The 20,177-nt window shown below is 54.5% G+C and carries 18 protein-coding genes; 17 read left to right on the forward strand and 1 reads right to left on the reverse strand.

Features of this window, described 5'->3' with window-relative positions:
• The 4 genes from sucA to sucD all read left to right on the forward strand — a co-directional run.
• Positions 1 to 1,568, forward strand: a 1,568-nt coding sequence (gene sucA / locus HP459_RS01370; RefSeq protein ID WP_171935837.1) for a 2-oxoglutarate dehydrogenase E1 component, incomplete at its 5' end; no start/stop codon positions are given.
• 14 nt (positions 1,569 to 1,582) lie between these two features.
• The gene (gene odhB, locus HP459_RS01375) at positions 1,583 to 2,809 is read left to right on the forward strand and encodes a 2-oxoglutarate dehydrogenase complex dihydrolipoyllysine-residue succinyltransferase (RefSeq protein WP_023299612.1); all 1,227 of its coding nucleotides are present in this window, start codon (positions 1,583 to 1,585) and stop codon (positions 2,807 to 2,809) included.
• Between the two features lie 96 nt (positions 2,810 to 2,905).
• Positions 2,906 to 4,072, forward strand: coding sequence for an ADP-forming succinate--CoA ligase subunit beta (sucC, locus tag HP459_RS01380; protein WP_171935838.1), 1,167 nt, complete (start codon positions 2,906 to 2,908; stop codon positions 4,070 to 4,072).
• Positions 4,072 to 4,941, forward strand: coding sequence for a succinate--CoA ligase subunit alpha (gene sucD / locus HP459_RS01385; protein ID WP_006809578.1), 870 nt, complete (start codon positions 4,072 to 4,074; stop codon positions 4,939 to 4,941). The genes sucC and sucD overlap by 1 nt, the downstream gene beginning before the upstream one ends.
• A gap of 86 nt (positions 4,942 to 5,027) precedes the next feature.
• On the opposite strand, the gene HP459_RS01390 is transcribed toward sucD, so the two are convergent.
• Complete coding sequence (locus HP459_RS01390; protein WP_171935839.1) at positions 5,028 to 5,744, reverse strand: GntR family transcriptional regulator; 717 nt, start codon at positions 5,742 to 5,744, stop codon at positions 5,028 to 5,030.
• 171 nt (positions 5,745 to 5,915) lie between these two features.
• On the opposite strand from HP459_RS01390, the gene mngA reads away from it, so the two are divergent.
• From mngA to cpoB, 13 genes are all read left to right on the forward strand, one after another.
• Positions 5,916 to 7,832 carry a PTS 2-O-a-mannosyl-D-glycerate transporter subunit IIABC gene (gene mngA, locus HP459_RS01395; RefSeq protein WP_171935840.1) on the forward strand — a complete coding sequence of 639 codons (1,917 nt, stop codon included), beginning with the start codon at positions 5,916 to 5,918 and terminating at the stop codon, positions 7,830 to 7,832.
• A 23-nt stretch (positions 7,833 to 7,855) separates the two neighbouring features.
• Positions 7,856 to 10,492, forward strand: coding sequence for a mannosylglycerate hydrolase (gene mngB, locus HP459_RS01400; protein WP_126291943.1), 2,637 nt, complete (start codon positions 7,856 to 7,858; stop codon positions 10,490 to 10,492).
• Between the two features lie 681 nt (positions 10,493 to 11,173).
• Complete coding sequence (cydA, locus tag HP459_RS01405) at positions 11,174 to 12,742, forward strand: cytochrome ubiquinol oxidase subunit I (protein ID WP_023299615.1); 1,569 nt, start codon at positions 11,174 to 11,176, stop codon at positions 12,740 to 12,742.
• A 15-nt stretch (positions 12,743 to 12,757) separates the two neighbouring features.
• On the forward strand, positions 12,758 to 13,897 hold the full coding sequence (gene cydB, locus HP459_RS01410) for a cytochrome d ubiquinol oxidase subunit II (protein WP_022647469.1): 1,140 nt from the start codon (positions 12,758 to 12,760) through the stop codon (positions 13,895 to 13,897).
• A gap of 14 nt (positions 13,898 to 13,911) precedes the next feature.
• Positions 13,912 to 14,025, forward strand: coding sequence for a cytochrome bd-I oxidase subunit CydX (gene cydX / locus HP459_RS01415; RefSeq protein WP_014169181.1), 114 nt, complete (start codon positions 13,912 to 13,914; stop codon positions 14,023 to 14,025).
• Positions 14,025 to 14,315: a cyd operon protein YbgE gene (gene ybgE, locus HP459_RS01420; RefSeq protein WP_003858596.1), complete on the forward strand. Its 291-nt coding sequence runs from the start codon at positions 14,025 to 14,027 to the stop codon at positions 14,313 to 14,315. The genes cydX and ybgE overlap by 1 nt, the downstream gene beginning before the upstream one ends.
• Before the next feature lie 148 nt (positions 14,316 to 14,463).
• Positions 14,464 to 14,868 carry a tol-pal system-associated acyl-CoA thioesterase gene (gene ybgC, locus HP459_RS01425; protein ID WP_003858593.1) on the forward strand — a complete coding sequence of 135 codons (405 nt, stop codon included), beginning with the start codon at positions 14,464 to 14,466 and terminating at the stop codon, positions 14,866 to 14,868.
• Entirely contained in the window at positions 14,865 to 15,557 is a 693-nt protein-coding gene (tolQ, locus tag HP459_RS01430) for a Tol-Pal system protein TolQ (protein ID WP_022647470.1), read from the forward strand. Before ybgC ends, tolQ begins: the two co-directional genes overlap by 4 nt.
• A 3-nt stretch (positions 15,558 to 15,560) precedes the next feature.
• On the forward strand, positions 15,561 to 15,989 hold the full coding sequence (gene tolR / locus HP459_RS01435; RefSeq protein ID WP_003858589.1) for a colicin uptake protein TolR: 429 nt from the start codon (positions 15,561 to 15,563) through the stop codon (positions 15,987 to 15,989).
• Positions 15,990 to 16,017: 28 nt separating this feature from the next.
• Positions 16,018 to 17,271: a cell envelope integrity protein TolA gene (tolA, locus tag HP459_RS01440; RefSeq protein ID WP_023299616.1), complete on the forward strand. Its 1,254-nt coding sequence runs from the start codon at positions 16,018 to 16,020 to the stop codon at positions 17,269 to 17,271.
• 129 nt (positions 17,272 to 17,400) lie between these two features.
• Positions 17,401 to 18,693, forward strand: coding sequence for a Tol-Pal system beta propeller repeat protein TolB (gene tolB, locus HP459_RS01445; protein WP_023305712.1), 1,293 nt, complete (start codon positions 17,401 to 17,403; stop codon positions 18,691 to 18,693).
• A 34-nt stretch (positions 18,694 to 18,727) separates the two neighbouring features.
• Positions 18,728 to 19,249 carry a peptidoglycan-associated lipoprotein Pal gene (gene pal / locus HP459_RS01450; RefSeq protein ID WP_003858578.1) on the forward strand — a complete coding sequence of 174 codons (522 nt, stop codon included), beginning with the start codon at positions 18,728 to 18,730 and terminating at the stop codon, positions 19,247 to 19,249.
• Between the two features lie 9 nt (positions 19,250 to 19,258).
• Positions 19,259 to 20,047 (forward strand): cell division protein CpoB, encoded by a 789-nt coding sequence (gene cpoB / locus HP459_RS01455; protein WP_003858574.1) that lies wholly within the window; start codon positions 19,259 to 19,261, stop codon positions 20,045 to 20,047.
• The last annotated feature ends 130 nt before the right edge of the window (positions 20,048 to 20,177 follow it).

A 20,177-nucleotide genomic window follows, 5' to 3' on the forward strand; every position in this document is an offset into this window, starting at 1 on the left:
GTAAAATGGTTCAGGCGCCAATCTTCCACGTAAACGCGGATGACCCGGAAGCCGTTGCTTTCGTTACCCGTCTGGCGCTGGACTTCCGTAACACCTTTAAGCGCGACGTGTTCATTGACCTCTTCTGCTACCGCCGTCACGGCCACAACGAAGCGGATGAGCCAAGTGCAACCCAGCCGTTGATGTACCAGAAAATCAAAAAACACCCGACGCCGCGTAAAATCTATGCTGACAAGCTGGAAAGCGAAAAAGTGGCGACGCTGGAAGATGCGACCGAAATGGTCAATCTTTATCGCGACGCGCTGGACGCGGGTGAATGCGTGGTCAAAGAGCTGCGCCCAATGAACATGCACTCCTTTACCTGGTCGCCGTACCTCAACCACGAGTGGGACGAGAGCTACCCGAACAAGGTTGAGATGAAGCGTTTGCAGGAGCTGGCTAAACGCATCAGCACCGTGCCGGAAGCGATCGAGATGCAATCCCGCGTGGCCAAGATCTATGGCGACCGCCAGGCCATGGCGGCGGGTGAAAAGCTGTTCGACTGGGGCGGCGCGGAAACGCTGGCCTATGCGACGCTGGTTGACGAAGGTATTCCGGTTCGTCTGTCCGGTGAAGATGCGGGTCGTGGCACCTTCTTCCACCGTCATGCGGTTGTACACAACCAGTCTAACGGTTCAACCTATACTCCGCTTCAGCACGTGCATAACGGTCAGGGCCAGTTCAAGGTCTGGGACTCCGTGCTGTCAGAAGAAGCGGTTCTGGCCTTCGAATACGGCTACGCCACCGCAGAACCTCGCACCCTGACTATCTGGGAAGCGCAGTTCGGTGACTTCGCCAACGGTGCGCAGGTCGTCATCGACCAGTTCATCTCCTCCGGTGAGCAGAAGTGGGGCCGTATGTGTGGTCTGGTGATGTTGCTGCCGCACGGCTATGAAGGACAAGGGCCGGAGCACTCCTCCGCGCGTCTGGAGCGTTATCTGCAACTCTGCGCCGAGCAGAACATGCAGGTCTGCGTGCCGTCCACCCCGGCTCAGGTGTACCACATGTTGCGTCGTCAGGCGCTGCGCGGTATGCGCCGTCCGCTGGTGGTCATGTCGCCAAAATCCCTGCTGCGTCATCCGCTGGCGGTTTCGAGCCTGGATGAACTGGCTAACGGCACCTTCCTGCCAGCCATCGGTGAAATTGACGAGCTGGATCCGCAGGCCGTTAAGCGTGTCGTAATGTGTTCTGGTAAGGTTTATTACGACCTGCTGGAACAGCGCCGTAAGAACGATCAGAAAGATGTCGCCATCGTGCGTATCGAGCAGCTTTATCCGTTCCCGCATCAGGCGATGCAGGAAGTACTGAAACAGTACGCTCACGTTCATGATTTTGTCTGGTGCCAGGAAGAGCCGCTCAACCAGGGCGCATGGTATTGCAGCCAGCATCATTTCCGTGAAGTGATTCCATTTGGGTCTGCCCTGCGTTATGCAGGTCGCCCGGCCTCCGCCTCTCCGGCGGTAGGGTATATGTCCGTTCACCAGAAGCAGCAACAAGATCTGGTCAATGACGCGCTGAACGTCGATTAATTAAAGGATACATAATGAGTAGCGTAGATATTCTTGTTCCCGACCTGCCTGAGTCCGTAGCAGATGCAACCGTCGCCACCTGGCACAAAAAACCAGGCGACGCGGTAACCCGTGACGAAGTGCTGGTAGAAATCGAAACTGACAAAGTGGTACTGGAAGTACCGGCTTCAGCGGATGGCATTCTGGATGCAGTCCTGGAAGACGAAGGTACGACCGTGACTTCTCGCCAGATCCTGGGTCGCCTGCGTGAAGGCAACAGCGCGGGCAAAGAGTCCAGCGCGAAATCTGAAGAGAAAGCGTCTACCCCAGCCCAGCGCCAGCAGGCGTCTCTGGAAGAGCAAACCAATGACGCGCTTAGCCCGGCGATCCGTCGCCTGCTGGCTGAGCACAGCCTCGATCCGGCAGCCATCAAAGGCACCGGCGTGGGTGGCCGTCTGACTCGCGAAGATATCGACAAGCATCTGGCAAAAGCGCCTTCAGAGGCGAAAGCGGAAGCGAAAGCCCCTGCGGCAGCACCAGCGGCACAGCCAGCTCTGGGCGCACGTAGCGAAAAACGCGTGCCGATGACCCGCCTGCGCAAGCGCGTGGCCGAGCGTCTGCTGGAAGCGAAAAACTCCACCGCGATGCTGACCACCTTCAACGAAGTCAACATGAAGCCAATCATGGACCTGCGCAAGCAGTACGGTGACGCGTTTGAAAAACGTCACGGTATCCGTCTGGGCTTCATGTCCTTCTACGTGAAAGCGGTAGTTGAAGCGCTGAAACGCTACCCGGAAGTGAACGCGTCTATCGATGGCGATGACGTGGTTTACCACAACTACTTCGACGTCAGCATGGCGGTTTCTACCCCACGCGGCCTGGTCACCCCGGTTCTGCGTGACGTGGACACCCTGGGTATGGCTGACATTGAGAAGAAAATCAAAGAGCTGGCCGTGAAAGGCCGCGACGGCAAACTGACCGTTGAAGACCTGACCGGCGGTAACTTCACCATTACCAACGGTGGCGTGTTCGGCTCGCTGATGTCTACCCCGATCATCAACCCGCCGCAGAGCGCGATCCTGGGTATGCACGCCATTAAAGATCGTCCAATGGCGGTAGACGGTAAAGTTGAGATCCTGCCGATGATGTACCTGGCGCTCTCATACGATCACCGCCTGATCGACGGCCGCGAGTCCGTAGGCTTCCTGGTTGCCATTAAAGAGCTGCTGGAAGATCCAACGCGTCTGCTGCTGGACGTTTAGTAACTATTTAGCATCACCTGCCCTGTAGGCCGGATAAGCGTAGCGCCGGTCTACAGGTTTGAAGATAACGATTACCCTGAAGGATGGATAGAACACATGAACTTACATGAATATCAGGCCAAACAGCTGTTTGCCAGGTCAGGCTTACCGGCTCCGGTGGGTTATGCCTGTACTACCCCGCGTGAAGCAGAAGAAGCCGCATCTAAAATCGGTTCCGGCCCGTGGGTAGTTAAATGTCAGGTTCACGCTGGTGGCCGTGGTAAAGCGGGCGGTGTGAAGATTGTTAAGAGCAAAGAAGAGATCCGTGCGTTTGCTGAACATTGGCTCGGCAAGCGTCTGGTAACCTACCAGACAGATGCGAATGGCCAGCCGGTCAACCAGATCCTGGTTGAAGCGGCAACCGACATCGCGAAAGAATTGTACCTCGGCGCAGTCGTAGACCGTAGCTCCCGTCGCGTGGTGTTCATGGCATCTACCGAAGGCGGCGTGGAAATCGAAAAAGTGGCGGAAGAGACCCCGCACCTGATCCACAAAGTGGCAATCGATCCGCTGGCGGGCCCAATGCCTTACCAGGGACGTGAGCTGGCGTTCAAACTGGGTCTGGAAGGCAAGCTGGTTCAGCAGTTCACCAAGATCTTCATGGGGCTGGCGACCATCTTCCTGGAGCGCGATCTGGCGCTGATCGAGATCAACCCGCTGGTGATCACCACCCAGGGCGACCTGATCTGCCTCGACGGCAAGCTGGGCGCTGACGGCAACGCGCTGTTCCGCCAGGCGGATCTGCGCGAAATGCGCGACCAGTCTCAGGAAGATCCGCGTGAAGCGCAGGCTGCCCAGTGGGAGCTGAACTACGTGGCGCTGGATGGCAACATCGGCTGCATGGTTAACGGTGCGGGCCTGGCAATGGGCACCATGGACATCGTTAAGCTGCACGGCGGTGAGCCAGCGAACTTCCTCGACGTGGGCGGTGGCGCAACCAAAGAGCGCGTAACCGAAGCGTTCAAAATCATTCTCTCTGACAGCAACGTAAAAGCGGTTCTGGTGAACATCTTCGGCGGTATCGTACGTTGCGACCTGATCGCCGACGGTATCATCGGCGCGGTAGGAGAAGTGGGCGTTAACGTTCCGGTTGTTGTACGTCTGGAAGGGAATAACGCTGAACTCGGCGCGAAAAAACTGGCTGACAGCGGCCTGAATATTATTGCAGCGAAAAGTCTGACGGATGCAGCTCAGCAGGTTGTTGCCGCAGTGGAGGGGAAATAATGTCCGTTTTAATTAATAAAGATACCAAGGTTATCTGCCAGGGCTTCACCGGTAGCCAGGGGACTTTCCACTCCGAACAGGCGATTGCCTACGGTACGCAGATGGTTGGCGGCGTAACGCCAGGTAAAGGCGGCACCACGCACCTGGGCCTGCCGGTGTTCAACACCGTGCGTGAAGCAGTAGAAGCGACGGGCGCAACCGCGACCGTGATCTACGTTCCAGCGCCGTTCTGCAAAGACTCTATTCTGGAAGCGATCGACGCAGGCATTAAGCTGATCATCACCATCACCGAAGGCATCCCGACGCTGGATATGCTGACCGTGAAGGTGAAGCTGGACGAAGCAGGCGTGCGCATGATCGGCCCGAACTGCCCAGGCGTTATCACCCCAGGCGAATGCAAAATCGGCATCATGCCGGGCCACATTCACAAACCGGGCAAAGTGGGCATCGTGTCCCGTTCCGGTACCCTGACCTATGAAGCAGTTAAGCAGACCACCGATTACGGCTTCGGCCAGTCCACCTGCGTGGGCATCGGCGGTGACCCGATCCCAGGCTCTAACTTCATCGACATCCTGAAGCTGTTCCAGGAAGATCCACAGACCGAAGCGATCGTGATGATCGGTGAGATCGGTGGTAGCGCGGAAGAAGAAGCGGCTGCTTACATCAAAGATCATGTGACCAAGCCGGTGGTGGGTTACATCGCGGGTGTGACCGCGCCGAAAGGCAAACGTATGGGTCACGCGGGTGCGATTATCGCTGGCGGTAAAGGTACGGCTGATGAGAAATTCGCAGCACTGGAAGCCGCAGGCGTGAAAACCGTTCGCAGCCTGGCGGATATCGGTGAAGCACTGAAATCCATCATTAAGTAAGTCCTCTCTGCTCCCCGAATGGGGCGCGTTGAAGTATAAAAAAATGTCCGTTTCGACATGGTTGGCCGCTGTAAAGCGGCCTTTTTTTATTGTCTGCGTTTAGCCACCAGAGTGAATTTATAGTCGTCGGTATTAAACACGTTGCGACTGTATTCAAATACCCGGCCGTCTTTCAGGAAGCCGCGGGAAACTTTTTCAAGAATTGGTTTTGCCGGATCGAGCGCCAGGGCGGCAATCGCCTCGTCCGATGGCATGACTGGCACCAGCTCCTGCTCGCTGCGATCGATAACCAGCTTTTTGACCTGCTCAATGTAATGGTATTTCGACTGTTCCATCACTTCCCAGGTGAGGTCGGGGAACATCGCCAGCGGCATCCATGTCTCTTCCAGATTCACCGGCTTTTCCCTGATGAAGCGTACGCGCTTGACGTGCCAGACCTTATCATCCGGATTGAGCGCCAGTTTTGCCGCGAGCCACTCATCGGCTTTCACCACTTCGAAGACGCTGACGTCGCTGTGCGTATCAACGTTGCGATCCGCCAGTTTTTCGTAAAAGCCGGTAAGCTGATAAATATCGTAATTCACCCGCTCCTCTTTTACATACGAGCCACTGCCCTGAATGCTTTCGATGATCTGCTCGTCGGCGAGCAGCTTCAAAGCCTGCCGCACGGTGACACGGCTAACGTTAAATGCCTCCTGAAGGCTGGATTCCGTCGGCAGCGCGTCTCCGGGTTTTAATTCCCCGGCGTTAATCTTCTCGCGGAACGCATCGGCGATCTGCCGGTACATCGGTTTATTGCCCATTGTGTTACGCCTTTTTAATACCTTTTTAGGGGAATTATGCCTTCAGTGACTGATTTGTAAATAATACAAATTAAATACAAATATCGTTGTTAGTGAAAATGATCACATAAATGTATTATCCAGTCTGCCACAATCCTCCCCAGACAATAACTTTGGATAGGTGAGGATCTTATGAACCTGACGACTCTGACCGACCCCCGTGCTGTCTGCGTGCAGGCGCAGTTTACCAGCCGTGATGAGGCAATCCGTCAGCTTGCGACGCGGCTGGTAGCGTTGGGCAAAATAGCCGACGCCGATACGTTTCTGGCAGAGGTTTTCCATCGCGAATCGCTTGGCCCGACGGCGCTGGGCGAGGGGCTGGCCGTACCCCATGGTAAATCAGCGGCAGTAAAGGAAGCGGCTTTTGCCGTGGCAACACTGCGCGAGCCGCTGATCTGGGAAGGCGTGGACGGACCGGAGGAGGTCGAGCTGATTTTTTTGCTCGCCATTCCTCCCGCACAAGCGGGATCAACGCATATTCAGGTGCTGACGGAACTGACGTCCCGCCTGGCGGATGACGTTCTCAGGGCGCACGTGATGACGGCGACCAGCGCGGAAGCGGTGCTTGCTGCGCTGGAAACGGCGCCTGAGGCGCAAGAAACCGCCGTCGCAGAGAATGCCCCGACGATCGTCTGCGTTACCGCCTGTCCGGCCGGGATCGCCCATACCTACATGGCAGCGGAATATCTCGAAAAAGCGGGACGTAAGCTCGGCGTCAATGTAGTGGTCGAAAAGCAGGGGGCAAACGGTATTGAGGGGCGCATCACCGCGCAGCATTTGCAGGAGGCAAAAGCGTGTATCTTCGCGGCGGAAGTGGCGATCAAAGAGCGTGAGCGTTTTCAGGGGATCCCCGCCATTTCCGTGCCTGTCGCGGAACCCTTGCGCCATGCGGAAGCGCTCATTGAGCGTGCGCTGACGCTACAGCCTGTATCCGATGCGCGTCCTGCGCACGTCGACACGGACGCGAAAAAGTCCGTTAAAACCGAACTCAAGCAAGCGCTGCTCAGCGGTATCTCCTTTGCGGTGCCGCTGATTGTCGCTGGCGGCACGGTGCTGGCCGTGTCGGTACTCCTGGCGCAAATCCTGGGCTTGCAGCACCTGTTCGATCAGGAAAACTCGTGGCTGTGGATGTACCGCAAACTGGGCGGTGGGATGCTCGGCATTCTGATGGTCCCTGTTCTGGCGGCCTATACCGCTTACTCGCTGGCGGATAAACCTGCGCTTACGCCGGGCTTTGCGGCGGGCCTTGCCGCCAATATGATCGGCTCCGGCTTTCTGGGGGCCATCGTCGGCGGGCTGATTGCGGGCTACCTGATGCGCTGGGTGAAAAACCACATCCGGCTGAGTAGCCGCTACAACGGCTTTCTGACCTTTTATCTCTATCCGGTGATTGGCGTACTGGGCGCAGGCAGCCTGATGCTGTTTGTGATCGGCGAACCGGTGGCCTGGATCAATAACGCTCTGACCGCCTGGCTTAATGGTCTCTCCGGCGCGAACGCGCTGCTGCTGGGGGCGATCCTGGGCTTTATGTGCTCGTTCGATCTGGGCGGTCCGGTCAACAAAGCCTCTTACGCGTTCTGTCTGGGCGCGATGGCCAACGGCGTATACGGGCCTTATGCGATCTTCGCCTCCGTCAAAATGGTTTCGGCCTTTACCGTGACGGCATCAACGATGCTGGCTCCGAATCTGTTTAAACAGTTCGAAATTGAGACCGGCAAATCCACCTGGCTGCTGGGGCTGGCGGGCATCACCGAAGGGGCAATTCCGATGGCTATCGAGGATCCGTTGCGAGTCATCGGCTCATTTGTTCTGGGGTCAATGGCGACCGGAGCGATTGTCGGAGCGATGGGTATTGGGCTCTCCACCCCGGGCGCGGGCATTTTCTCTCTCTTCTTACTGCATGATGCCGGGCTGGGCGGCGTGATAGCCGCTGCCGGGTGGTTTGGCGCCGCGCTGGTGGGCGCCGCAATCTCTACGCTCATTTTACTGCTCTGGCGACGCCAGGCCGTGAAGAGCGGTACCTACGTGACTGAAGACATACCATCCTAAACACGCACTGACAGGAAACGAAGATGAAAGCTGTATCTCGCGTTCATATCACGCCACATATGCACTGGGACCGGGAGTGGTACTTCACCACCGAAGCGTCACGTATTCTTCTGGTCAATAATATGGAAGAGATCCTCACCCGTCTTGAGCAGGACGCAGAGTATAAATACTACGTTCTCGACGGCCAGACGGCGGTGCTGGAAGATTATTTTGCCGTGAAACCGGAAAACAGGCCACGCGTGAAGGCGCTGGTGGCGGCCGGGAAGCTGATTATCGGGCCGTGGTATACCCAGACGGATACCACCCTTGTCTCCGGCGAGTCGATTGTGCGCAATCTGATGTACGGCATGCGCGACTGTCTGGCCTTTGGCGAGCCGATGAAAATTGGCTATCTGCCGGACTCCTTCGGCATGTCTTCCCAGCTGCCACACATTTACAACGGTTTTGGCATCACGCGCACCATGTTCTGGCGCGGCTGTTCCGAGCGGCACGGTACCGATAAAACCGAATTTCTCTGGCAAAGCCAGGACGGCAGCGAAGTGACGGCACAGGTGCTGCCGCTGGGCTACGCGATTGGTAAGTACTTACCGGAGGATGAAGCCGGACTGCGCAAACGGCTCGACAACTACTTCGAGGTGCTCGAAAAAGCCTCCGTGACGAAAGAAATTTTGCTGCCTAACGGCCATGATCAGATGCCGCTCCAGCAGAACATATTTGCGGTGATGGATAAGCTGCGCAAAATCTATCCGCAGCGTCAGTTTGTGATGAGCCGCTTCGAGGAGGTGTTTGACCATATCGATGCGCACCGCGATGAACTGGCGACGCTGAAAGGGGAATTTATTGACGGTAAATATATGCGGGTGCACCGGACGATCGGCTCCACGCGGATGGACATCAAAATCGCCCACGCCCGGATAGAGAATAAAATCGTCAACGTCCTCGAGCCGTTGGCTACGCTTGCCTGGACGCTGGGCTTTGACTATCACCACGGCTTGCTGGAAAAAATGTGGAAAGAGATCCTCAAGAATCACGCCCACGACAGTATCGGCTGCTGCTGCAGCGATAAAGTGCATCGCGAGGTGATGTCACGCTTTGAGCTGGCGGAAGACATGGCTGATAACCTGACGTGCTTCTATATGCGCAAGATTGTCGACAACATGCCGCAGAGCGAGGAAGACAAACTGGTGATGTTTAACCTCACGCCCTGGCCGCGTGAGGAAGTGATCAACACCACGATACGTCTGCGCGCCAGCCAGTTCCGCCTGTTGGACGAAAAGGGAAATGAAATCCCTTATTATCTCCGCAGCGCGCGTGAGATAGACCCCGGGCTGATTGACCGGCAGATAGTGCATTACGGCAACTACGATCCCTTCATGGAGTTTGACATCCAGCTCAACCAGATCCTGCCATCTATGGGTTACCGCACGCTCTATATCGAGCCGCACGTGGCCGGCAAACTGCAGACGCCAGATAAATCGCCGGAGGCGTTACTGGAAAATGCTTTCTGGGAAGTAACGTTAAACGAGGACGGTACTTTGCGTCTGCTCGATAAAGCGTCCGGGCTTATCTATGACCGCGCGCTGGAAATTGAAGAGAGCTCGGATGATGGCGATGAGTACGACTACTCGCCTTCACGGGAAGAGTGGAGACTCTCTTCCGCGCAGGGCGAACATGAGGTTGAGGTGATCCACGAGGCCTGGCAGAGCAGGGCGGTGATCCGCCATCGAATGGCGGTGCCAGCGGATCTCGCTGAACGTTCTGCGCGTCAGCAGACGGGAACGCTTGAGGCAGAACTCACGGTCACGCTCAGCCATAACAGCCGACGTATCGACGTCGAGGCACGTCTCGGAAATCACGCGGATGACCACCGTGTGCGGGTGCTGATCCCGACACCATTCACCACAGAGACGGTCTTAGCCGATACCCAGTTTGGTTCGCTGACGCGCCCTGTACAGGATGAAGCGATGGCAAACTGGCAGGAGGAGGGATGGAAGGAAGCGCCGCTGCCGGTGTGGAATCTGCTCAACTACGCGGTGCTCCAGGAACGGCGTAACGGGATGGCGCTATTTACCGAAGGGTTGCGCGAATTTGAAGTAACAGGTGAGCGTCAAAACACGTTTGCCCTGACGTTGCTTCGCGGCGTCGGGTTGCTTGGGAAGGAAGACTTACTTCTGCGCCCTGGCAGACCGTCCGGGATCAAAATGCCTGTGCCTGATTCGCAGATGCGGGGCCAGTTAACCTGTCGCTTTAGCCTGTTCAGTTTTAATGGTACGCCCGTCAGTGCTGGCGTTGCGCAGCAGGCGAAGTCGTGGTTAACGCCAGTGCACTGTTATAACAAAATTCCGTGGGATGCGATGAAGCTTAACCGTGCCTCTTTCACCACACCCTGTAGCTATAGCCTGCTAACGCTGGCGCCTAACGGATGTGTACTCAGTGCGCTGAAAAAAGCGGAGGATCGTGACGAGATGATTCTTCGTCTGTACAACCCTTCGGAGACCCGCTCCTGTGACGTGGCTTTGTCTGTGAACCGTGAGGTCCAGGCCTGTTGCGAAACGGACATGAATGAGGTGTGCAAAGCGCAAGGGGAGGAGGGCTCAGCCATTACGGGGTCTTTCAGGCCAGGCCAGTCACGCACCTTCAGCATAAAAATTGAAAGGTAATCTCAAGAACAATATCAAGGCCGCATCCCCTGCGGCCTTTATTTCATCAAATAGTCACCAAAGGGTGTTAATTTTAAGATTAGCGAAGGTGAATGAAATGTAATCTTTTAGGCGGGTAGTAAAACGAAAGAAAAATACTGTGAAGCGGATAACATTATATGTTTCTCTCCCTGCAAAAAGGTCTTTTTTCACGCGCGTTAATAAAAATCACAACTGTTTATATTATCTTCTGGCTTTTATAACCATTAATGCCTTTAAATATACATGTTATTAACAAGGTTTTTACTATCCATGCCACAAAGAAACATCATTAACAGTACCGGCTGTTTTTGATTTAAATCAATGTTTAATCCTTGGAAAAAGGCTCCAAAAGGCGTTAAATTGTTCCCGATCAAAATGGCCGAAAAGTGGTAATTTTGCTATAAATTGATCGCCGTCGAAAAACGTAAATCTGTTCGAATAAAAACCTGTTTATTGTAAGGGTTTTGCAGCGTATTATATTTACGGGATCAATTTGGTTTTTTCTTAACGTATTTGTAACCTTTCATCATTGCTTTTTCCTCCTGTAGAGAATAAGCAACGAAGAAGGGAAGCAGATAACTTTGTATTGGGGCATGCGTGTGGATCCTTATCTAACGGGGTTCACTCTCGGAGTCTTCATGCGATGAGCAAGGAGTCATAATGTTAGACGTAGTCGAACTGTCGCGCTTACAGTTTGCCTTGACCGCGATGTACCACTTCCTTTTTGTGCCGCTGACGCTCGGTATGGCGTTCCTGCTGGCCATCATGGAAACGGTTTACGTCCTCTCCGGCAAACAGATTTATAAAGATATGACCAAGTTCTGGGGCAAGTTGTTTGGTATCAACTTTGCGCTGGGCGTGGCAACCGGTCTGACCATGGAGTTCCAGTTCGGGACAAACTGGTCTTACTATTCCCACTATGTAGGGGATATTTTCGGTGCGCCGCTGGCCATTGAAGGTCTGATGGCCTTCTTCCTCGAATCCACCTTTGTAGGTCTGTTCTTCTTCGGTTGGGACCGTCTGGGTAAAGTCCAGCATATGGCGGTAACCTGGCTGGTGGCATTAGGCTCCAACTTGTCCGCACTGTGGATCCTGGTGGCGAACGGCTGGATGCAAAACCCAATCGCATCTGATTTCAACTTCGAAACCATGCGTATGGAGATGGTCAGCTTCGCTGAGCTAGTCCTGAACCCGGTTGCCCAGGTTAAATTCGTGCACACCGTGGCGTCTGGCTATGTGTGCGGCGCGATGTTCGTGCTGGGCATCAGCTCCTACTATATGCTGCGCGGCCGTGACTTCGCGTTCGCCAAGCGTTCTTTCGCTATCGCAGCAAGCTTCGGTATGGCCGCGATTCTGTCCGTTATTGTTCTGGGTGATGAATCCGGTTACGAAATGGGTGACGTGCAGAAAACCAAACTCGCCGCAATTGAAGCTGAATGGGAAACCCAGCCGGCACCGGCAGCGTTTACCCTGTTCGGCGTGCCTGACCAGGACGCGCAGGAAAACCGCTTCGCCATTCAAATTCCTTACGCTCTGGGTATTATCGCCACGCGCTCCGTCGACAAACAGGTGACTGGCCTGAAAGATCTGATGGTGCAGCATGAAGAGCGTATCCGTAACGGGATGAAAGCCTACTCGCTGCTGGAACAGCTGCGCGCCGGCTCTACCGACCAGGCCGTTCGCGATCAATTTAACGACGTGAAGAAAGACCTCGGTTACGGTCTGCTGCTGAAACGCTATACCCCGAACGTCTCCGACGCGACGGAAGCGCAGATTCAGATGGCAACCAAAGACTCTATTCCACGCGTTGCGCCGCTGTACTTCGCGTTCCGCATCATGGTGGGTTGCGGCATTATCATGCTGCTGATCATCGCGGCCTCGTTCTGGTCAGTCATTCGTAACCGTATCGGTGAGAAAAAATGGCTGCTGCGCACCGCGCTGTACGGTATCCCACTGCCATGGATTGCTATCGAGTCCGGCTGGTTTGTTGCGGAATATGGCCGTCAGCCATGGGCGATCGGTGAGGTGCTGCCAACAGCGGTAGCGAACTCCTCCCTGACCGCAGGCGACCTGATCTTCTCCATGCTGCTGATTTGCGGTCTGTACACCCTGTTCCTGGTGGCTGAACTGTTCCTGATGTTCAAGTTCGCGCGCCTTGGCCCAAGCAGCCTGAAAACCGGTCGCTACCACTACGAGCAGTCTGTTACGACTACTCAGCCGGCACGCTAAGACAGGAGTCATCAAATGATCGATTATGAAGTATTGCGTTTTATCTGGTGGCTGTTGATCGGCGTTCTGCTGATTGGTTTTGCGGTCACCGATGGTTTCGATATGGGCGTGGGCATGCTCACCCGTTTCCTCGGTCGTAATGACACCGAGCGTCGAATCATGATCAACTCCATCGCCCCGCACTGGGACGGTAACCAGGTGTGGCTGATCACCGCAGGCGGCGCGCTGTTCGCTGCCTGGCCGATGGTTTACGCGGCTGCGTTCTCCGGCTTCTATGTGGCGATGATTCTGGTGCTGGCCTCTTTATTCTTCCGTCCGGTAGGTTTTGACTACCGCTCCAAGATTGAAGACACCCGCTGGCGTAACATGTGGGACTGGGGCATCTTCATTGGTAGCTTCGTTCCACCGCTGGTCATTGGTGTGGCGTTCGGTAACCTGTTACAGGGCGTACCGTTCCACGTCGACGAATATATGCGTCTGTTCTACACCGGTAACTTCTTCCAGCTGCTGAATCCGTTTGGTCTGCTGGCGGGCGTGGTGAGCGTGGCGATGATCATCACCCAGGGCGCAACCTATCTCCAGATGCGTACCGTGGGTGAACTGCACCTGCGTTCCCGTGCGACCGCTCAGGTGGCGGCGCTGGTGACGCTGGTCTGCTTCGCGCTGGCAGGCGTGTGGGTCGTGTACGGTATTGATGGCTACGTGGTGACCTCCGCCATTAACCATACCGCACCGTCTAACCCGCTGACCAAAGAGGTGGCGCGTCAGGCTGGCGCATGGCTGGTGAACTTCAACAATATGCCTGCGCTGTGGGCTATCCCTGCTCTGGGTGTGCTGCTGCCACTGCTGACAGTGTTAATGTCTCGTCTGGAGAAAGGCGCTATGGCGTTCGTGTTCTCTTCCCTGACGCTGGCGTGCATTATCCTGACGGCAGGTATTGCTATGTTCCCATTCGTGATGCCATCCAGCACCATGATGAATGCTAGCCTGACCATGTGGGATGCAACGTCCAGCCAGTTGACGTTGAACCTGATGACGTACGTTGCTTGCGTGTTCGTGCCGATTATCCTGCTCTACACCGCCTGGTGTTACTGGAAAATGTTCGGTCGCATCACTAAAGAACATATCGAAAGCAACACCCACTCTATGTATTAAGTAAGGAGCTGAATATGTGGTATTTCGCATGGATTTTAGGGACGCTTCTTGCCTGTGCATTTGGTGTCATCACTGCCCTGGCGCTTGAGCATGTAGAAGCGTCTAAAGCAGGTGAAGATAAGCACTAATGAATATTATCGCAACGTTATATGCGGTAATGGACAAGCGCCCCCTGCGGGCGCTTTCCCTCATTATGGCATTACTGCTGGCGGGCTGTATCTTCTGGGACCCGTCGCGCTTCGCGGCTAAAACCAGCGAGCTTGAGATCTGGCACGGCTTCCTGATTATGTGGGCGGTGTGTGCAGGTGTGATTCACGGTGTCGGCTTTCGTCCGAAAGCGCTTCACTGGCAGGGCATCTTCTGCCCGCTGATTGCCGATCTGGTTCTTCTCGCCGGTTTGATTTTCTTCTTCTTCTGAATAAGAAATGTCCGTTAATGATATGGGCTTACCCGAGCCCATAAAAATTTACTCTCCGTTTACTTTCCCCCATTCCAAACCATCATTCCCGCGCGTATAGTAGCGAAGTTTGAAAGCTCCAACTTTTCTTGTATTACCGGGATGTAAAGTGAATACAACGCTGTTTCGATGGCCGGTACGTGTCTATTACGAAGATACCGATGCCGGTGGTGTGGTCTACCACGCCAGCTACGTTGCTTTTTATGAACGGGCACGCACAGAGATGCTGCGCCATCATCACTTTAGTCAACAGGTGCTGTTGGCTGAGCGAGTTGCCTTCGTGGTACGCAAGATGACGCTTGAGTATTTTGCGCCTGCCAGACTCGACGATATGCTCGAAGTCCAAACAGAAATTACATCAATGCGCGGAACTTCACTGGTTTTCACGCAGCGGATAGTCAATGCAGAGAACACGGTACTGAACTCAGCTGAAGTCCTGATTGTCTGTGTTGATCCAACCATAATGAAGCCTCGTGCGCTTCCTAAGTCTATTGTCGCGGAGTTTAAGCAGTGACTGACATGAATATCCTTGATTTGTTCCTGAAGGCAAGCCTTCTGGTTAAACTTATCATGTTGATTTTGATTGGTTTTTCAATCGCATCCTGGGCCATCATCATCCAGAGAACGCGTATCCTCAATGCCGCTGGCCGCGAAGCCGAAGCGTTTGAAGATAAGTTCTGGTCGGGTATAGAGCTTTCTCGTCTCTATCAGGAAAGCCAGGGACGCCGTGATAACCTTTCAGGCTCCGAACAAATTTTTTATAGTGGTTTCAAAGAGTTCGCTCGCTTACACCGTGCTAACAACCATGCGCCGGAAGCCGTGGTAGAAGGTGCGTCGCGTGCGATGCGCATTTCCATGAATCGCGAACTGGAAAATCTTGAAACGCATATTCCTTTCCTCGGAACCGTTGGCTCCATCAGCCCGTATATCGGCCTGTTTGGTACGGTGTGGGGGATCATGCACGCCTTTATCGCCCTGGGGGCGGTGAAGCAGGCAACCTTGCAGATGGTGGCACCGGGTATCGCAGAAGCACTGATCGCGACCGCAATCGGTCTGTTCGCGGCAATTCCGGCGGTAATGGCGTACAACCGTCTGAACCAGCGCGTGAATAAACTGGAACTGAACTACGACAACTTTATGGAAGAGTTCACCGCGATTCTGCATCGTCAGGCGTTTACCAGCACCGAGAGCAACAAGGGGTAAACCATGGCCAGATCGCGTGGACGAGGTCGTCGCGAGCTCAAGTCCGAAATCAATATCGTTCCGTTACTGGACGTGCTGCTGGTGCTGCTGCTGATCTTTATGGCGACAGCCCCCATCATCACCCAGAGCGTAGAAGTTGATCTGCCGGATGCGACAGAATCACAGGCGGTAAGCACCAATGACGATCCTCCGGTCATCATTGAGGTTTCCGGCGTAGGGCAGTACAGCGTGGTGGTCGAGAAGGATCGTATGGATCAGCTCCCCCCAGAGCAGGTTATTGCTGAAGCGCAACGACGCCTGGAGTCAAATCCGAAGACGGTCTTCTTAATCGGTGGTGCGAAAGACGTACCATATGATGAAATTATCAAAGCGCTGAACTTGCTACATAGCGCGGGCGTTAAGTCAGTTGGCTTAATGACTCAGCCTATTTGATCATCTGCGTAGTTTTTGGGAACCGATAGTGTCAAAGGCAACCGAACAGAACGACAAGCTTAAGCGAGCGATAATCGTCTCCGCAGTGCTGCACGTGATTCTTTTTGCAGCGCTGATCTGGAGTTCGTTCGATGAGCACATTGATGCATCGGGCGGTGGTGGAGGCTCATCCATCGACGCCGTCATGGTAGATCCCGGTGCGGTAGTGCAGAACTATAATCGTCAGCAACAGCAGCAGGCGAGCGCAAAACGCGCTGAAGAGCAGCGTGAAAAACAGGCGCAACAGCAGGCGGAAGAGCTGCGTGAAAAGCAGGCCGCCGAGCAGGAACGTTTGAAGCAGCTTGAGAAAGAGCGTTTGCAGGCGCAGGAAGCCGCGAAAGAGCAGGCGGAGCAGCAGAAACAGGCTGAAGCCGCAGCGAAGAAAGCTCAGGAACAGCAGAAGCAGGCGGAGGAGGCGGCAGCCAAAGCCGCAGCAGACGCTAAGGCGCAGGCAGATGCTCAGGCGAAAGTAGCCGCAGAAGCAGCGAAAAAAGCCGCTGCTGACGCGCAGAAGAAGGCCGAAGCAGAAGCCGCGAAGAAAGCCGCTGCTGATGCGAAGAAGAAAGCGGAAGCCGAAGCCGCGAAAAAAGCCGCTGCTGACGCACAGAAGAAAGCCGAAGCAGAAGCCGCGAAGAAAGCCGCCCAGGAAGCAGAGAAAAAAGCGGCCGCCGAAGCGGCGAAGAAAGCGGCTGCCGCTGAGAAAGCTGCGGCAGAAAAAGCCGCCGCTGCGGAAAAAGCCGCTGCTGATAAAAAAGCTGCAGCTGAGAAAGCCGCTGCCGATAAGAAAGCAGCAGCCGAAAAAGCCGCTGCTAAAAAGGCCGCTGCCGCTGAGAAAGCTGCCGCAGCCGCAGGAGTTGACGATCTGCTGGGCGACCTGAGTTCCGGTAAGAATGCACCGAAAACGGGCGGTGGGGCGAAAGGAAATGGACAGCCGTCAAAAGACAGCGGTACCTCCGGAGCCAACGGTGGGGCAACAGGTGCAGATATCAGTGCTTATGCCAAACAGATCCAGGTTGCGATTCAGAGCCGACTCTTTGATGCAGGCCTGTATCAGGGCAAGCAATGCGTGCTGCACATCAATCTTGCGCCAGACGGCAGGTTGAAAAGCGTGACGTCTGAAGGGGGCGATCCTGCGCTCTGTCAGGCTGCGCTGGCCGCAGCCAGATCGGCGAACATTCCTAAACCGCCTAGCGAGGCTGTTTATGAAAGGATAAAAGATGCCAAACTGGACTTTAAGCTGTAATCAACTCTGCTAACAGAAGTATGAAAAACAGTCTATGGTCGTAAGCAGGATAAGTAGTTTTGTCTATTTGAGTTTGTTAACATTCTGCTAAATTATCGTGGGTAAGGTTACCCAGATAAGGGAGATATGATGAAGCAGGCATTACGTGTAGCAGTTAGTTTTTTAATGCTGTGGGCAGCTGTACTGCACGCAGAAGTACGTATCGAAATCACCCAAGGGGTGGACTCGGCGCGTCCGATTGGTGTCGTTCCGTTCCAGTGGGCAGGCCCGGGCGCTGCGCCTGAAGATATTGGCGGCATCGTTGCCGCTGACCTGCGTAACAGCGGTAAATTTAACCCCTTAGATCGTTCTCGTCTGCCTCAGCAGCCGGGTACTGCGCAGGAAGTTCAACCTGCAGCATGGTCTGCACTGGGTATTGATGCCGTGGTTGTCGGGCAGGTTACCCCTGCGCCAGACGGCGGCTATAACGTCGCTTATCAGCTGGTGGATACCGGCGGTGCGCCGGGTACCGTTCTGGCTCAAAACACCTATAAAGTGAACAAGCAGTGGCTGCGTTACGCAGGCCACACGGCGAGTGACGAAGTGTTTGAGAAGCTGACCGGTATTAAAGGTGCGTTCCGTACCCGTATCGCGTACGTGGTACAGACCAACGGCGGCCAGTTCCCTTATGAGCTGCGCGTCTCTGACTACGATGGTTACAACCAGTTCACCGTACACCGTTCACCGCAGCCGCTGATGTCTCCGGCATGGTCTCCGGACGGCTCAAAGCTGGCGTATGTGACCTTCGAAAGCGGCCGCTCCGCGCTGGTCATCCAGACGCTCTCTAACGGTGCCGTTCGTCAGGTTGCGTCATTCCCACGTCACAACGGTGCACCTGCGTTCTCTCCGGACGGTACCAAACTGGCGTTTGCCCTGTCTAAAACCGGTAGCCTGAATCTGTACGTAATGGATATTGGTTCTGGTCAGATCCGTCAGGTCACGGATGGTCGTAGCAATAACACTGAACCAACCTGGTTCCCGGACAGCCAGAATCTGGCCTTTACGTCCGACCAGGCGGGTCGTCCACAAGTTTATAAAGTGAATATCAACGGCGGAGCAGCGCAGCGTATTACCTGGGAAGGTTCTCAGAACCAGGATGCTGACGTCAGTGCCGATGGTAAAACAATGGTAATGGTCAGCACTGCGGGTGGTCAGCAGCACATTGCCAAACAAGATCTGGTAACGGGAGGCGTACAAATACTGTCGTCAACGTTCCTGGATGAAACGCCAAGTCTGGCACCTAACGGCACCATGGTAATCTACAGCTCTTCTCAGGGGATGGGATCCGTGCTGAATCTGGTTTCTACAGATGGGCGTTTCAAAGCGCGTCTTCCGGCAACTGATGGACAGGTAAAATCACCTGCCTGGTCGCCGTATCTGTAATAATAATTAATTGATTACTAAAGGAATCTTAGAAATGCAACTGAACAAAGTGCTGAAGGGGCTGATGATCGCTCTGCCTGTTATGGCAATCGCAGCGTGTTCTTCTAACAAGAACGCAAGCAATGACCAGAGCGGCGAAGGCATGATGGGTGCCGGCACCGGTATGGACGCTAACGGCAATGGCAATATGTCTTCTGAAGAGCAAGCGCGTCTTCAGATGCAGCAGTTACAGCAGAACAACATCGTTTACTTCGATCTGGATAAATACGACATCCGTTCTGACTTCGCTGCAATGCTGGATGCGCACGCAAACTTCCTGCGTAGCAACCCGTCTTACAAAGTCACCGTAGAAGGTCATGCGGACGAACGTGGTACTCCGGAGTACAACATCTCCCTGGGTGAACGTCGTGCAAACGCTGTTAAAATGTACCTCCAGGGTAAAGGCGTTTCTGCTGACCAGATCTCCATCGTTTCTTACGGTAAAGAAAAACCAGCAGTACTGGGTCACGACGAAGCGGCTTACTCCAAAAACCGTCGTGCCGTACTCGTTTACTAAGAGAATTGCATGAGCAGTAACTTCAGACATCATCTGATGAGTCTGTCGTTACTGGTTGGAATAGCGGCCCCCTGGGCCGCTTTTGCTCAGGCACCAATCAGTAGTGTCGGCTCAGGCTCGGTAGAAGACCGGGTCACTCAACTCGAGCGTATTTCTAACGCTCACAGCCAGCTTTTAACTCAACTCCAGCAGCAGCTTTCCGATAACCAGAATGATATTGATTCCCTTCGTGGTCAGATCCAGGAGAGTCAGTATCAGCTTAATCAGGTTGTGGAGCGCCAGAAGCAAATTTTGTTGCAGATGGATAGCCTGAACAGCGGCGGAGCAGCAGCACAGCCAGCAGCAGGCGATCAAAGCGGTGCGGCGACGCCTGCACCTGCGGCAGATGCCTCCGCGTCGTCTGGAGCGCCTGTACAAAGCGGTGACGCGAATACGGACTATAACGCGGCCATTGCCCTGGTACAGGACAAATCGCGCCAGGACGATGCTATCGTTGCGTTTCAGAACTTCGTTAAGAAGTACCCTGATTCTACTTACCAGCCAAATGCGAACTACTGGCTGGGTCAGTTGAATTACAACAAGGGTAAAAAGGATGATGCGGCGTTTTATTTTGCCTCTGTGGTGAAAAATTACCCGAAATCACCGAAAGCACCTGATGCGATGTATAAAGTCGGCGTGATCATGCAGGACAAAGGCGACACTGCAAAAGCCAAAGCGGTTTATCAGCAGGTGGTTGCGAAATTCCCGGGTACAGACGGCGCCAAACAAGCGCAAAAACGTTTGAGTTCGATGGGTTGATTATCGCATGACCAGAAATCGCGTTATTTCTGGTCGTGCAGCATGATTCCTAAGCAGTTAAGTGATCTTCATCGAAATTTTTGTTGCGCAGAATTCTTAAATCAGTAATATATGCCGCCGTTGCCACGGG

The organism is Enterobacter sp. CM29 (assembly GCF_013179605.1).
In the GTDB taxonomy this organism is placed as follows: domain Bacteria; phylum Pseudomonadota; class Gammaproteobacteria; order Enterobacterales; family Enterobacteriaceae; genus Enterobacter; species Enterobacter intestinihominis.

Excerpts from the sequence above, each read along its gene's own strand:
- cydA (WP_023299615.1), top strand. The coding sequence starts at position 11,174 with ATGTTAGACGTAGTCGAACTGTCGCGCTTACAGTTTGCCTTGACCGCG.
- sucC (WP_171935838.1), top strand. The coding sequence starts at position 2,906 with ATGAACTTACATGAATATCAGGCCAAACAGCTGTTTGCCAGGTCAGGC.
- HP459_RS01390 (WP_171935839.1), bottom strand. The coding sequence starts at position 5,744 with ATGGGCAATAAACCGATGTACCGGCAGATCGCCGATGCGTTCCGCGAG.
- ybgE (WP_003858596.1), top strand. The coding sequence starts at position 14,025 with ATGAATATTATCGCAACGTTATATGCGGTAATGGACAAGCGCCCCCTG.
- odhB (WP_023299612.1), top strand. The coding sequence starts at position 1,583 with ATGAGTAGCGTAGATATTCTTGTTCCCGACCTGCCTGAGTCCGTAGCA.
- cydB (WP_022647469.1), top strand. The coding sequence starts at position 12,758 with ATGATCGATTATGAAGTATTGCGTTTTATCTGGTGGCTGTTGATCGGC.
- tolB (WP_023305712.1), top strand. The coding sequence starts at position 17,401 with ATGAAGCAGGCATTACGTGTAGCAGTTAGTTTTTTAATGCTGTGGGCA.
- cydX (WP_014169181.1), top strand. The coding sequence starts at position 13,912 with ATGTGGTATTTCGCATGGATTTTAGGGACGCTTCTTGCCTGTGCATTT.
- tolR (WP_003858589.1), top strand. The coding sequence starts at position 15,561 with ATGGCCAGATCGCGTGGACGAGGTCGTCGCGAGCTCAAGTCCGAAATC.
- cpoB (WP_003858574.1), top strand. The coding sequence starts at position 19,259 with ATGAGCAGTAACTTCAGACATCATCTGATGAGTCTGTCGTTACTGGTT.
- mngB (WP_126291943.1), top strand. The coding sequence starts at position 7,856 with ATGAAAGCTGTATCTCGCGTTCATATCACGCCACATATGCACTGGGAC.
- sucD (WP_006809578.1), top strand. The coding sequence starts at position 4,072 with ATGTCCGTTTTAATTAATAAAGATACCAAGGTTATCTGCCAGGGCTTC.
- pal (WP_003858578.1), top strand. The coding sequence starts at position 18,728 with ATGCAACTGAACAAAGTGCTGAAGGGGCTGATGATCGCTCTGCCTGTT.
- mngA (WP_171935840.1), top strand. The coding sequence starts at position 5,916 with ATGAACCTGACGACTCTGACCGACCCCCGTGCTGTCTGCGTGCAGGCG.